The organism is Leptolyngbya sp. 7M (assembly GCF_018128485.1).
On record NZ_CP070897.1, the window covers coordinates 2,650,957 to 2,663,899 of the forward strand.

Annotated in this window: 14 protein-coding genes; 9 read left to right on the forward strand and 5 right to left on the reverse strand. The window is 49.9% G+C overall.

Going from position 1 to position 12,943, the window contains the following annotated elements; all coding sequences use genetic code 11:
- The first annotated feature begins 52 nt into the window (after positions 1–52).
- The 3 genes from JVX88_RS12860 to JVX88_RS12870 all read left to right on the forward strand — a co-directional run bounded on the left by JVX88_RS12860 (position 53) and on the right by JVX88_RS12870 (position 3,404).
- A complete protein-coding gene (locus JVX88_RS12860) occupies positions 53–1,093 on the forward strand; it encodes a DUF4912 domain-containing protein (RefSeq protein WP_211627664.1) in 1,041 nt (346 codons plus the stop codon).
- A 91-nt stretch (positions 1,094–1,184) separates the two neighbouring features.
- Positions 1,185–2,723: a hypothetical protein gene (locus tag JVX88_RS12865; RefSeq protein ID WP_211627665.1), complete on the forward strand. Its 1,539-nt coding sequence runs from the start codon at positions 1,185–1,187 to the stop codon at positions 2,721–2,723.
- 6 nt (positions 2,724–2,729) lie between these two features.
- Positions 2,730–3,404 (forward strand): phytanoyl-CoA dioxygenase family protein, encoded by a 675-nt coding sequence (locus tag JVX88_RS12870; protein WP_211627666.1) that lies wholly within the window; start codon positions 2,730–2,732, stop codon positions 3,402–3,404.
- Positions 3,405–3,409: 5 nt separating this feature from the next.
- On the opposite strand, the gene lysA is transcribed toward JVX88_RS12870, so the two are convergent.
- Entirely contained in the window at positions 3,410–4,813 is a 1,404-nt protein-coding gene (gene lysA, locus JVX88_RS12875) for a diaminopimelate decarboxylase (RefSeq protein WP_211627667.1), read from the reverse strand.
- Complete coding sequence (locus tag JVX88_RS12880) at positions 4,813–5,742, reverse strand: glycoside hydrolase family 3 C-terminal domain-containing protein (RefSeq protein ID WP_315875340.1); 930 nt, start codon at positions 5,740–5,742, stop codon at positions 4,813–4,815. The genes lysA and JVX88_RS12880 overlap by 1 nt, the downstream gene beginning before the upstream one ends.
- Between JVX88_RS12880 and JVX88_RS44065 the strand changes: the two genes are divergently transcribed.
- Positions 5,698–5,931, forward strand: a complete 234-nt coding sequence (locus JVX88_RS44065) for an ATP-binding protein (RefSeq protein ID WP_211627669.1) — start codon at positions 5,698–5,700, stop codon at positions 5,929–5,931. The genes JVX88_RS12880 and JVX88_RS44065 overlap by 45 nt on opposite strands.
- A 39-nt stretch (positions 5,932–5,970) precedes the next feature.
- The gene (locus JVX88_RS12890; RefSeq protein ID WP_225931398.1) at positions 5,971–6,495 is read left to right on the forward strand and encodes a DsbA family protein; all 525 of its coding nucleotides are present in this window, start codon (positions 5,971–5,973) and stop codon (positions 6,493–6,495) included.
- Between the two features lie 525 nt (positions 6,496–7,020).
- Here JVX88_RS12890 and JVX88_RS12895 read toward each other — a convergent pair.
- The 3 genes from JVX88_RS12895 to JVX88_RS12905 all read right to left on the reverse strand — a co-directional run bounded on the left by JVX88_RS12895 (position 7,021) and on the right by JVX88_RS12905 (position 9,151).
- Positions 7,021–7,458: a hypothetical protein gene (locus JVX88_RS12895; RefSeq protein WP_211627670.1), complete on the reverse strand. Its 438-nt coding sequence runs from the start codon at positions 7,456–7,458 to the stop codon at positions 7,021–7,023.
- Positions 7,459–7,661: 203 nt separating this feature from the next.
- A complete protein-coding gene (locus JVX88_RS12900) occupies positions 7,662–8,423 on the reverse strand; it encodes a DUF928 domain-containing protein (RefSeq protein WP_211627671.1) in 762 nt (253 codons plus the stop codon).
- A gap of 197 nt (positions 8,424–8,620) precedes the next feature.
- Positions 8,621–9,151 carry a hypothetical protein gene (locus tag JVX88_RS12905; RefSeq protein WP_317134628.1) on the reverse strand — a complete coding sequence of 177 codons (531 nt, stop codon included), beginning with the start codon at positions 9,149–9,151 and terminating at the stop codon, positions 8,621–8,623.
- A gap of 682 nt (positions 9,152–9,833) precedes the next feature.
- Between JVX88_RS12905 and JVX88_RS12910 the strand changes: the two genes are divergently transcribed.
- The 4 genes from JVX88_RS12910 (at position 9,834) to JVX88_RS12925 (ending at position 12,785) form a co-directional block, all read left to right on the forward strand.
- Positions 9,834–10,823, forward strand: coding sequence for an LOG family protein (locus JVX88_RS12910; protein WP_263975515.1), 990 nt, complete (start codon positions 9,834–9,836; stop codon positions 10,821–10,823).
- A 162-nt stretch (positions 10,824–10,985) separates the two neighbouring features.
- Positions 10,986–11,999, forward strand: coding sequence for an ATP-binding cassette domain-containing protein (locus JVX88_RS12915; protein ID WP_211627673.1), 1,014 nt, complete (start codon positions 10,986–10,988; stop codon positions 11,997–11,999).
- A 163-nt stretch (positions 12,000–12,162) separates the two neighbouring features.
- A complete protein-coding gene (locus tag JVX88_RS12920; RefSeq protein ID WP_211627674.1) occupies positions 12,163–12,405 on the forward strand; it encodes a hypothetical protein in 243 nt (80 codons plus the stop codon).
- A 239-nt stretch (positions 12,406–12,644) separates the two neighbouring features.
- Positions 12,645–12,785 (forward strand): hypothetical protein, encoded by a 141-nt coding sequence (locus tag JVX88_RS12925; RefSeq protein ID WP_211627675.1) that lies wholly within the window; start codon positions 12,645–12,647, stop codon positions 12,783–12,785.
- Positions 12,786–12,943 lie beyond the last annotated feature (158 nt).

Consider the following 12,943-nt stretch of genomic DNA (forward strand, 5'->3'; position numbering starts at 1 on the left):
AAACCCCGCATAATTAATCTTTATTTAATTTTCTTGATTTAAGCTTGTGATCATGACAACGCGTATTAGAAAAGACATTTTGGATGCAGATGTACTGACCGTCTCGTCGGGTGAGGCAGTCCATACCGGTGCTGAGATAGAAGAGATCACCGAACGGATCGCAGCGGCGCTAAACGAGAACGAGCCTGTGATGGAAGCGGATCCGCTCGCAGGGATGACGCCCGTCTTTCGGGAACTTGCGTTGCCGAAATTGCCGCAGCTTAAGCGCGAGAACCGCGCTCGACTGCAGATGCAGACCCCGAACCGTCTTTATTTTTATTGGTCGCTAAAGAACAATCCGTATCAGATATTACATCGGGTATTTGGGCAGAATACTGGTAGCTATACTTTGATCTTAAAGCTGATAAATACTACTCGCGACCGCGAAGAACTTCACGCTATCGATGCCGAAGGTAATTGGTGGTTTAACGTCGAACCGGATTCAACCTATCGGGCTGAGATCGGCTTTTATGCACCGAACCGGCCATATTTCCGGGCACTTTATTCCAACGAGGTAACGACACCAAGAAAAGGGCCCAGTTCGCGTGTTGCGACCGAAGCAGATTGGCGGATACCATCTCAGAAATTCGCCGAGGTGTTGGACGTTTCGGGATTCAAGCAGGACGCATTCAATGTAGCGATAGCAGGAGACAATGCGGAAACGGCGCGTGATGCATCATTTTTTGCGGTCGCACGACTCGTTGACAGGCCGGCAAGTGAATTCGAAGACTTCGATGCTAATGATATTCTCAATGCGCTTACCCTGCTTGCCGGTGGTGCCACGCTCGAAGACCTCCGCTTTCACATCAGCGAACAGCTATTTGCCGTGTTGCAAAGTGCCATCGATCGTATCACACGGGAGAACGCCCTTGCGGCCTTGAAGAGCGAGTTTGACATCGACGATGAAGATCTGGTCGAAGAGCAGGAAGAAGTTGGCCCGGCAGTATTTGGTTCAAGCCTGGTCAATTTCCCAAAGCGATCGCGAACGCGTGAGCGCAGATATGATCGGATTGATAAGTTTGGTCCGATCAGTTCATCTGCGGTCGTAAGGTAGTTTCTTCCGTATATTGAGAAGGATGTGCGGGATGAATAGGATATTTCCGATGTCTTGTTTATCCTGAACATCCTGTTTTCTTTTTTTGCCTATGCCAGTTGGATATTTCAGCCTGATCCTGCATGCTCACCTGCCGTTTGTCAGGCATCCGGAATACCCTGAGTTCTTGGAGGAAGACTGGCTTTACGAAGCGATAACCGAGGTCTATCTTCCGCTCATATTTATTTTTCAGAACCTTCATGATGCAGATGCTAAACCACGGCTGGCGATGAATGTCTCGCCGCCGCTATGCGAAATGCTTGCAGACCCGCTTTTGCAAGAACGCTATACACGGCACATCGAGAATCTGCTCGAACTTGCCCGCAAAGAGCTTCACCGTGTGCAAAAGGAAGCTCCGGATTTCATCGAAGCCGCTGAAATGTATGTAAATAACTTATCGGCATCACTGGATCTTTGGAATAACCGATATGGACGCAATCTTATAAATGCTTTTCGTGAGCTGCAGGACGAAGGTGTGTTAGAGATAATTACCTGCTGCGCGACGCATGGGTTTTTGCCGCTCATCTCGACAGTGGAGGCTCGCCGTGCGCAAATTGCCATCGCGGTCACAAATTACAAGAAGCACTTTGGGCGGCAGCCGCGGGGAATTTGGCTGGCGGAATGTGCGTATGAACCCGGCATCGAAGACTTTCTGAAAGAATACGAAATTGAATATTTAGAACACGATGAGGAACAGATTCGTTCGTATATTGAGATCGGGAACCTGTATCTTCGCGCCGAACGTAAAGACCGCGCGATCGAAACTTTTTCAAAGGCGCAAGATCTGACCGAGGTTTTGGACAATGTTCACCGCGATGCATTTTTCGGCGGGATCTCGGTCGGGTTTCTGATCGCCGGAAGCCAAGATCTTTCCGACCGGGCATTAGACCTTGTTGCCGATAAGACTCAGATCGCAAACGCGCTGTTCGGCCACGCACGTCATTTTTGGCAAAGCGAACAAAAAGAAGATGCCTTTGAAGCGCTCGATGAGGCTTATGATGTGCTTCGTTCGCAAAAGGATACTGAGACGCGCAACAGCCGCGAACGGTACGCTCTGTTTGGTTCGATTGCCGCGCAATTTGCGGGTTTTGGAAAAGGTGAACGGGGCATAGAGATCGCCGAGCGCATCGAGGACGATGAATATTCGATGACCGCTCTGACGCAGGTTGCACAGGTTCTGATGCAGCAGGATTCGCAAGAACTCGCACGGCAAGCCTTAAGCGCGATCGCCGATGAAGGCCAGCGGGTTTTTGCTTTGATAGAAATGTCCGACGCCGCGAAACGCGAAGGCCGCACCGAACAGGCCGTCGAGCTTTTGAATGAAGCCGCCGCCCACACTGAAGATATTCCGCAACTTTCTCTTCGTGCTAACGCTCTGAACGGCATCGCAGACAGGGCGGCATCGACCGAGCAGGACGATCTGCTTGAAAGTTCCGTCGAGCAGCTCTTTAAAACTATCTCGCAAATGAAAGGCCGCCTGTTGCAGTCCAAAGCACTTGTTCTGATGGCGGCCCTTGTCAAGAAGCATGAGCTTGAGCTAAGCGAATCCGAATTCGAAAGGCTTCGTGGAATCATTTCTACAGCGACTTAACAGGGAATGAAGGAACAGTTTGAACGGGACGGGTTTTCTATTGTCGAAGGCATAATTGAGTCTCAAGAATGCGGTGATTTGATCAAGCAGTTGAATCGGTTGGCCAAAAACAGGAGCCGGGCCGGGATCCGTAACCTAATGGCTGTTCCTCAAGTTGCCATGTTGGCCCACGACCGCAGATTGATCGAACTTACAGAGAAGATCTTCGGGCAGGAAATGACTCCATTCAAGGCCACTTTGTTTGAAAAATCAGGGAAAGCGAATTGGCTTGTGGCGTGGCATCAGGATACTGCGATTCCAGTCGAGAAATCGATAACTGGAAACGGCTGGGGACCTGCATCGATCAAGGAAGGAATCACATTCGTCCACGCTCCCGAATCAGTCCTTTCGAAGATCATTGCCATTCGTATTCATCTGGATGCCTCAACCGATATTAATGGCCCTCTACGAGTAATCCCAGGATCGCATAAACTTCGGCATTCTGATGACGAACTTGGCCGTATCTCAGCAACAAGAAACCAAGAGATATGTACGGTAGGCAAGGGTGGAGTCATAGCAATGAGCCCGCTGTTGGTTCACGCTTCGTCCAAATGCAATACCGACGTGCCGCGAAGAGTTTTGCACATTGAATATGCCGCGTCGCTGGTTATTGCAAGGGATGTAAATCTTGCGATAGCTTGAGTAGATCACAGGTCGTTACCGATGAGGTCTTCGAAGGTGTCGCGGCGGCGGATGAGTTCGGCGGTACCATCCGTTTTCGTCAGGACGACCGGCGGAAGAAACCGGGCATTGTATTGCGAAGCCTGTGCAAGCGAATAGGCACCACAATTGAGCAACGCGAGCACCTCGCCGGGTTCGACATTTTCGGGCAAGAGCCGGTGGTCCGGAAGCCTTCCTTCTCCTTCAATATCAAAATATACATCGCCGCCATCGCAGAGCGGGCCGGCAAGTTTGTAGGGCGTCTCGTGCGGCTCGCCGGCACGCTCGGCGGAGATGAGATGGTAATACCATTTGTATGTCTCCATTGAGAGCAGGATGTTGAAGCCTGCGTCGGTCAGGAGCCAACGGTCGCTCGTCAGTCGCCGGTCGTCAGTTGGCCGTTGCTTTGCATTACGAACGGTTGTAAGACAGATGGCGGCGTCGGCGATGATCGAGCGGCCGGGTTCGAGAAGGAGTGTTATGCCTTCGAGCAATTCGATCGCGTTTTCGGCTTCGGCCTTTTTGCGGACCTCGGCCCATGCGGTTCGCATTGCCTCGGCGGGTTCGAAATCGGCGGCAAACATCTTGCGTTGTTCGGCAGGGAATTCACTTGTATGAGAGCCATCGCGGAGATAATTTACCGGAAACCCGCCGCCGAGATTGATATGCCGCAGGCGGATGCCGGTTTCGCGATGAATGCGGAGCAGGGACTCGAACATCTCATCAAATGCCTGTGTGTAAACCATAGGCGAAGGGTTTTGCGACCCAACGTGAAGATGAATACCGTTGAGATTTATGTATTCGGAATCCTTATACTTCGCAAAGGCTCCGAAGGCTTCGTCGGGCATCATCCCGAATTTCGAGGTTAGCAATGCAGTTTGCAGGCCGGAGTGCGTCGCAGACTCGATCTCGGGCACGAGCCGCAGGCTAACGTTGGCTTTTTTGCCGAGCCGCTTGGCCGTTTCATCGATCAGCGAAAGCTCGTAAAGCGAATCGACCTGGATCGCATAAACGCCATTTTCGATCGCGAGTTCGATCTCCCAGCCCTCTTTGCTCAGGCCGTTGAAGTTCAGTTGGTCGCCGCGGAAACCGGCCTTCAATGCTTTCCAAAGTTCGCCGCCTGAATTGACCTCAAGGTCGCATCCCGCGTCCCGCACCGCACGGAGCACACCGAGCGTGGACATCGCCTTTGCCGCATAGCAGAGCTTGAACGCACAGCCGACATTCTCGCCGACCTTTTGCAGACGCTCGATGTTGTGCCTAATGCGTGGTTCGCTGTAAACAAAAAGCGGCGTGCCGTATTCGTATGCCAATGCGACAGCATCATGGCCGTCAATATGAAGCCGGTCTTCGCAGACCGAAAGGAAATCTTTTATTTGCCAGGAAGACATTAAGGGGTACCTCCCTGAGCTATTCGGATGTCGGGGGCAGTTATCGTAACCAAGTAAGGAAACCCTTCACAGCATGGTGAGTCAGCCGTGCCTTCATCAGCAAAGCGATAAATGATGGTTAGTGTTTTGGATCCACTTCGATCGTCGATCTGAAATGTGGAGCCCTTAGCGGCATTCACTGCTGCCTGTCGCAACAGCGGGTGACCTGAGATCGCGGTAGCGTCGCTGACCATGCCGCTTTCATCGATCAAGACGTTTACCGTAACGTCACTCCTCGCCCGAACAGCTAAGGCCGCAGGCGGAAAATTGGGCTTTGGAAGGGCAATCGGTTTAGGTAAGTTGAGCGATGCATTGAAGCCGCGTGGGTGTAGGCCCGGGAGCGAGATGGGTAGTTTTCCGGTGAACTGCTGTTGTCCAAGCAGGCCGCGGGCCGCTGCTCTCTGTAGGCTTGGCATATCGCCGTAAGCGACGACGTACGTTTTCATCTCGGGGAACGAAGAGAGTATGTATGGATTCCCGAACGCGATGCCGACCACTTTCTTACCCGAGGCAAGTGCCTCTCGAAGAATTGCGGCACCGTTCTCAGGTATGCCAACGCTGTTGGCGGCACCCGAGCGAACGCGACCGTAGAGCCCGACTATGACCGTATCGGCTTCGTTAACCGCTTTGCGTGCGGCATCGGTCTGCTGCTGAAGCGAATTTTCCTGCAAATAGCTTTGTGAAAAACGCAGGCCGCCGGACCGGAGTGCACCGGCAAAAGGTGCCATCGTGCCCGGCCCATCAAAACCATTCGAAATGCCAAGCACGGCGATCTTCTTTGACCGATCGAGTGGCAACACGCTCGCTTCGTGCCTTACTAACGTTATGGCTTTTTCGGCTATCTCGTGGCTGAGCTTTGTCGATTCAGGGCTGCTGACGATGCGATCTATTTGGTCGTAATCGCGGCTTTAGGGCATCATCCAGTTACAACCAAATCTTCTGGTCATGGATTAGGACTGATGATTGTGAGAGAAATTATTGCTGCCCATGCTGGAACAGTCGAGATCCAATCTTCCAAACAACAAGGTACTACTGTTTGTGTCAGGTTGCCGCTTGTTCAAACGGTCAGTAAGCAGTGATTTTTGCATTTCCCTTTTATCAATAGTTTCGGAGTTCTAGTGAATATACTTATTTTCCCTGTGAGCAGCCGCGATCATATGCAGGGATCGTTAACGGCACCGATCACACTCGTCCAATATGGGGACTATCAATGTCCCCACTGCGCTGAAGCTTACCTAATTATTCAAGCATTGCAGCAGCAGTTAGGCGAACAATTATGCTTTGTGTATCGGCATTTTCCCTGCCATGATATTCATCCAGATGCTCAACATGCAGCAGAAGCGGCAGAAGCAGCAGGGAGCCAAGATAGGTTTTGGCAGATGCATGACTGTCTGTATAGAAATTACCAGGCGCTCAGTAATGGTCACTTAGTTGAATATGCGAGTGGACTCGATTTAGATATTAATCAATTCCTCAGAGAAGTTACAGGAGATATGCATGTGAATCGGATCCAGCATGACCTGCAAAGCGGTAAGGCAAGCGGCGTGTCAACAACTCCTGCTTTCTTTATTAATAACTATCGCTACAATGGCTCATTGACTCAAGATGCTCTCTTAACTGCAATCGAACTGGTTAAACAATGACGTTTGTGAATTATGTAACGCACGACAAATAGATACACTTACCACTCTCATGTTGACTTCATCGTTTAGCCAGGTACAGCCATCCTTTCTTGAGTTTGAACGGGGTGCAGGGGTGGAACCCCTGCGTGGGGGCTTCGCCCCCACACCCCCTTGTTCACAACCTATTTATGAACGCTGTAGATGTGATGTCAAATAGATGGCAGTGGCTAAAGCAGGTATTTGAGATGGTCAAAATAAAGTGATGAGGATTTTATATCTTTGTATATAAGGATCTGTAAACTTTAGGTGCCGTTTTGCTGCTGAGGTTGTCCGCGCTCACATGCGGGGCAAGTCTGTAAATTTTTTGTGTTTGTCTACGGCAGTGCCTATTGCTGAAGCACAAGCTAATTAAGAACGTACACTCAAGTGTACTAAAATTTGGAGTAGATTCAGGACTAGGAAGCGTCGAGTAATGCGGTTGACTGCATTCACGCAACCTAGTCCAATGCTTATCTACTAATCTGGATCACAGGTAGAGCGACATCATTAGCTGCCGAAGGCATCCTTGATATTATCAACTGCGCTTTCAACTGCGTTCTTGCTTTTGTCTACAGCCCTTTGAGTCCGAGCGGCATCTTCTTCAGCCCGCTTCTGAATGAGAGCGGCATCTTTCCTAGCTCTACGCTCAAAGAAACCACCTTCTTCATCGGCTTGATCCACACGCCGAGCGTTTTGCTTGGCAGTTCGTTCAACCTTGTCGGCAGTATCGCGAATAAAGCCTTTGGCTCGTCCAGCATCTTCTCTGACTTTGCCCTGCACTTGATCGCCCGCGTTTGCTGCGATTAAGGTTGCTGATGGTGCAGCGATTGCGGTAGGGGTGAAAGCTCCCTGCCAAACAAAACCTAGCGTAATTACAAATAGCATTAAGATTGCCATCCACCGCCCTACAACCGCAAGCCGCTTTCTAAAGTGATTCAGTTTCATAGAATACAATCTCCATCGGATTTAACATCCTATTTCTACTTCATCTGATACAACGGCTAAATCGTACCTGGGACGGAGGTTTGTCCTGGTTATCACATCAATTGAATTCTGACCCAAGACAGATTACGCATGAGGCATTAGTTGCTGAATAGATATATTTCTGGGTGAACGAATGCTAAGAAATTATTGGGAGCATTGGCAACCTATTGGAAGTGCTGTTGGGCATCAACTACCTGTCGGAGGCGATCACTATGCTCACGATTGGTGGTAGCTTCTGCCTGAATCAAATCGTTTAATAGCGCTCGCTGGAGTTCTTGTGCGGCGGATGTGTTGATATTGATGGCTGTGCTAATGGCGTCGTACCATAACCCTGCTTCGGCATAGAGCCTGGCTTGCGCTAGTGGATCGGCAGTGCCGGTGAGAGCTGAATTAGGGGTAGGAGCAGCATCGGCGACTTTCAGAAAAGCACTGGTAACGATAGCACTAGAAGGATGATTGGGGTTGCATAGCAGAGCCACAATCCAGGTGTAGGTCTGTCCTGGTCGCAGCCCTGGCTGATCGGTTGGCAAGGACAAGGACATCATTCCAGGCTGGCTTTCTAGAACGGTGCTGTAAACTAAACGAGAATTGTTACCAGTACCGTATTCGTATAGGTAAAACTCGATGGGTCGCGGTTCAGAATTGGGAACGAACCAGGATACAGTTGGATGAGTAGATTGGGTTTGACCTACATGACCCTGAGGTGCAAGGGCCGTTAGAGTGACAGTTTCGTCTCCGCTACAGCCACCTCGATGACCTGTAGTTGTGGTGTTGTCGGGCGGTCGTTCATCTTGAGGAGGTGTGTATTGCGCCAAGGTAGGAGAGGCCAGCAGCAACGATAAACCAATCAGTACAAGCTGACCAGCTCTGACTTTGAAAAACTGAGTAGGGCAAACTCTAACCGAACAGAATTTGGCAGGATGCATGATTACCTTCTAGATTGGGGGATATTCTCTATTTTCTAGCCTACCGGAAAGACAGTGCCAAGCTTTTAGAGAGCCTATAGGCTTATCCTTGCCTCAATCTAAGGCATCTACTGGTGTATGGGTTTGCTTAATTCTGCTGATTTGCTTGCCGAAATCAGCTCGATCGATTGCAGAATCCTGCAACTTGGCCGCAGGTGCTATACCGAGGTTACTTTTGTTTCACTCGGTTCAGCATAGCCTTGCAGGTTCTCTGGTTCAAACTGACGCAGCACGCGAGTCGCTCGCTCAGTTAGTTCTTCGCTGCCTTTCACCACAATCAAATACTTGCCAGCATTGAGTCGATTGCGATAGGACAATGCATCACCACTGCCGACGAGCAGCCCGGTGCCCCCGCCAACAAAGTAGGCTCCCAGACCACCTGCAATTGCTCCTAGAATGCCGCCGAGCAAATGATTGCCAAAAGCACCAATCGCTGGTAACAATTTGATACCCGTTAAAACATTAAAGGCATATCCTGCCACAAATCCAAATGGGATGAGCCAGGAAAAGCGAGCTTGACCAGTTTTGATTTGTTGGTTGGGGTTGATCAGGCCATATTCATCAGCACTTTTGTAGCCATTGCCTAGAATGTCAATTTGATTGTTTGACATACCTTCGTTCTCTAAGGCTGAGTAAGCAGCTTCTGCCTGGATGCGATCGGGTAAAACAGCGACTAGATAATGCATCATTTCACCTCAGTTAATAATTGGGATTGATAATTGCGATTAGTGAATTAGAATCGAGTGAGGGTTGCAGGAGTAGCATGATCACTCCAACAACGATGAACGATAAAGTGACCCAAACTAGAACCAAACTTAATTGCATATGTATCCCCTGTTGATGGCTAATCGTGTCTTCCTAAGCAAACTGGGAGAGGCTATGGAACTCATTGAAACGGTTTTCCTCTTGACCTTAGATTGACTATCTCTATCTGTCCTCTTGCTAAAGACAGCTTTTGAATGCAATTAAGAGGTCGTTAATCTGATTAAACGGTAGATGCAGTGCGAGCATCTTGCCCGCGCCAGCGAGACTTGGCACTGCGGAGCACCATCGCCCTCCGGGCGGTGCGGAGCACCATCGAGATGTGTACACGGTAGCCCAGCATTGGGGGCCTAGGGGGCCTATCATAGCCGAATTCAGCAACGCTTCTTTGTTAATTCGTTAATTCGGTAAAAAACTGTTGGCACTAACCCAGCCCTAAACCCAGGTTTAAGCAGTGGATTGGCACTTCAGCCCCTCTCAACTGGCCCCAAATCTCGATAGAATATACTACTGCCCATCGATAGAAAATTCATGACCCTATTCCCTTCCTCCTCTTCCTTGTCATCTCTTCAGGCAGAGATTAGCGAGTTGTTGAGTCAGTTGCCCACGATGAAACATGGAGCGCTGATCCAGCAGGCATTAACAACTCTGGTTCGTATGGCCGAGGTGGAGGGAGATCGACTTGACTGGAAGATTCTAGCCTCTTCCTTGCAGGATATGGAGCAAGCCTTTCGGGTTTTCTATCCCTACCGGCATGTCCGCAAAATCGCGATTTTTGGCTCGGCCCGGATTCGACGCGATACGCTGGAATATCAAATGGCCGTGGACTTCGCCAAATGCGTCACCGCCCAAGGGTTTATGGTGATTACGGGGGGTGGTCCTGGCATTATGCAGGCCGGAAATGAAGGGGCTGGCATCGACAAATCCTTTGGCTTAAATATTCGGTTACCGTTTGAGCAAGGCTCCAACCCATTTATTGAAGGCGATCCCAAGCTGATCAATTTCAAATATTTCTTCACCCGCAAGCTGTTTTTCTTGCGAGAGAGCGATGCGCTGGCTCTATTTCCCGGTGGCTTTGGCACCCAGGATGAGGCGTTTGAGTGCTTGACGCTGATGCAAACCGGCAAATCCGACCTCCTGCCCCTAGTATTAATCGATCCGCCCGGTACCAGCTACTGGCAAGGCTGGGAATCCCATGTGCGGGAACATTTGCTCAAGCCCGGCCTGATCAGCGCTGATGATCTGCACCTCTATACGATTACTGACCGGGTGGATGTTGCCTGTGAAGCCATCGCTGGCTTCTATCGTGTGTTTCACTCTAGTCGCTATGTCGGCAATCGCTTGGTGATTCGCCTCAACTTAGAACTGTCCGATGCCGATGTCGAGTATTTAAATCAAAACTTTAGCGACATTTTGATCCAGGGCCGGATTGAAAAAACTACTGCTCTGCCCCAAGAAGTTGGTAGCGAAACCGAACACCTGCCCCGTCTTGTCATGTATTTTAACCAGCGCGACCTAGGCCGACTCTATCAAATGCTGCGCGTGATCAATCAATTCGGTTTAGATGCCCCCGAAAGCAAGCATCCGGAACAGAAGTAACCCTAAGTAAGAGGTTAAAGACACAACAAGTGAGATATGTAGGGTGTGTGTTGATATTGAGTCCGGTTAGTCAGCCATCGCTTTGTAGGGGCAATTTGCCAACCGCCTTTGTGGTGTGAATGATTTTAATGCAGGGCATTTAGTTGGGTTTGATATTTCCCCATGTCTATCATCACGGTCGAAAACCTTAGCAAAATCTATCCTGTAGCGGTGAAAGAGCCAGGGCTGGCGGGAACTCTACTGCATTTTTTTAAGCGTACTTACCGTGCAGTACCGGCAGTGCAGTCAGTTTCGTTTCAAATTGAAGCAGGAGAAGTGGTCGGTTTTCTAGGACCGAATGGGGCAGGCAAAACTACAACGCTGAAAATGTTGACTGGATTGATCCATCCCTCAACGGGGCAAGTGCAGGTGGCAGGGCATGTGCCGTTTCGACGAGAGGCCGCCTTTCTGCAAAAGATCACGCTGGTGATGGGGCAAAAGCAGCAGTTGCTCTGGGATTTACCAGCGCTCGATTCTCTGCGGATCAATGCTGCTGTGTATGACATTCCCGACAGTGAGTTTCGCCAGCGGGTTGGGGAGTTGAGCGACATGCTGGCCCTCAGCGATAAATTGAATCAGCCGGTGCGCAAGCTGTCATTGGGAGAACGGATGAAGGCAGAGCTATTGGCCGCGCTGATTCATCGCCCCAAAGTGCTGTTTTTGGACGAGCCGACTTTGGGCTTAGATGTCAATGCTCAGGTCAGCGTGCGGGAATTTCTGAGGCAGTATAACCAGCTCTATGGCGCTACGGTTTTGTTAACGAGTCACTACATGGCGGACATTACGGCTCTCTGTAAGCGGGTTTTGGTCATCTATGCCGGTCAACTGATTTACGATGGCAGCCTGGATGGGCTGTTAGAGCGCTTTGCCCCTTGCCGCGAAATCACCGTTGAGCTAGCCGAAGACCAACCCATCGCCGATCTGCAATCCTTTGGAGAAGTGAAAGAAGCTGCTGGCCGAATGGTGCGTTTTATCGTACCTCAGGAGGATTTGACCCAGACCATTGCGCGGCTGCTGGCAAAGTTAGAAATTGTTGACCTGACGGTGACTGATCCACCCATTGAAGAGGTGATTGGTCAGGTATTCCGAGCTGGCACAGCCTTAGATAGCTCAGGATTCAGCGGGTCTACACATTGAGATAGAGGATTTTCGAAAAAAACATCTATCTTAAGATGGTGTTCATAATCTTTTTAAAGTTTTCCGGTTAGGGACCGATCCAGCGTGTAAAGTTGAAAGACAGTTGGCCATGTCACTAACTGATCAAACCGATAGCAAAAATCGACGGCAAAGGACTTGAGCAATGCAAACGAATTTCGTTTCTTTCTATTTGCTGACAGCCGGGCTGTTCTTCGGAATTCTGCTCGCCGCCTTTTGGCTAGATGGTTCGACATCAAAGCGACACAAACTGTCGTGGATGATCGTTTTAGTGGGTGCCCTTTTCTGGGGAGTTGTTTTACCGTTAGCTGTGCTTGAGCGTTCCCGCAAGCTGTTCAGACACCAAGTCGTAGCGGCAAGACCGAGCCAGGTAGGTCGCCTCAGTTAAAAGCTTCTAAAGTTCTCACAATAAAAAATAGCAGGAAAAATAGCAGACAGAAGGGGGGTGTGAACAGGCAGCCCCTTTCTTGTTGAAAGCTATGGCGATAATCAGAAAGCACGAATCCGCGAAACTACGGCAGGGTTTCTACCTATCTTCATCGGAACTTTATATCGCTCCCAGAAGTCTCTTGATATAGTTTCCAGTAATCTAAAGCTAGAGAGAAATACCCCATCAAGGAGGCTTCGATGAAATCCCAGCTTACTGACGCTCTAGCACCCCGGCCCTATTCGGATGAAATGCCCGCTTGGGTGAGCGAAATGGGTTTGGAGTGGCTGTACGAACTGCTGTCTTCCTTCAGCCGCAGCAAAACGGCCCATCTGATTTAGCTGGCTTCGTGTAGGAATGGCAGAGATGGAGCTGTGCTCTACTGATTTGTAGCCATTTTCTAGCCATGATTTGTAGTCTGTCTGTATTTTGTTTGTATAAAGTTATTTTTGCGATTATTCTTCTAATCTCCCAACTATGCTGCATTCAAGTGTCCGCT

Excerpts from the sequence above, each read along its gene's own strand:
- JVX88_RS12860 (WP_211627664.1), top strand. The coding sequence starts at position 53 with ATGACAACGCGTATTAGAAAAGACATTTTGGATGCAGATGTACTGACC.
- JVX88_RS12865 (WP_211627665.1), top strand. The coding sequence starts at position 1,185 with ATGCCAGTTGGATATTTCAGCCTGATCCTGCATGCTCACCTGCCGTTT.
- JVX88_RS12870 (WP_211627666.1), top strand. The coding sequence starts at position 2,730 with ATGAAGGAACAGTTTGAACGGGACGGGTTTTCTATTGTCGAAGGCATA.
- lysA (WP_211627667.1), bottom strand. The coding sequence starts at position 4,813 with ATGTCTTCCTGGCAAATAAAAGATTTCCTTTCGGTCTGCGAAGACCGG.
- JVX88_RS12895 (WP_211627670.1), bottom strand. The coding sequence starts at position 7,458 with ATGAAACTGAATCACTTTAGAAAGCGGCTTGCGGTTGTAGGGCGGTGG.
- JVX88_RS12900 (WP_211627671.1), bottom strand. The coding sequence starts at position 8,423 with ATGCATCCTGCCAAATTCTGTTCGGTTAGAGTTTGCCCTACTCAGTTT.
- JVX88_RS12905 (WP_317134628.1), bottom strand. The coding sequence starts at position 9,151 with ATGATGCATTATCTAGTCGCTGTTTTACCCGATCGCATCCAGGCAGAA.
- JVX88_RS12910 (WP_263975515.1), top strand. The coding sequence starts at position 9,834 with ATGAAACATGGAGCGCTGATCCAGCAGGCATTAACAACTCTGGTTCGT.
- JVX88_RS12915 (WP_211627673.1), top strand. The coding sequence starts at position 10,986 with ATGTCTATCATCACGGTCGAAAACCTTAGCAAAATCTATCCTGTAGCG.
- JVX88_RS12920 (WP_211627674.1), top strand. The coding sequence starts at position 12,163 with ATGCAAACGAATTTCGTTTCTTTCTATTTGCTGACAGCCGGGCTGTTC.
- JVX88_RS12925 (WP_211627675.1), top strand. The coding sequence starts at position 12,645 with ATGAAATCCCAGCTTACTGACGCTCTAGCACCCCGGCCCTATTCGGAT.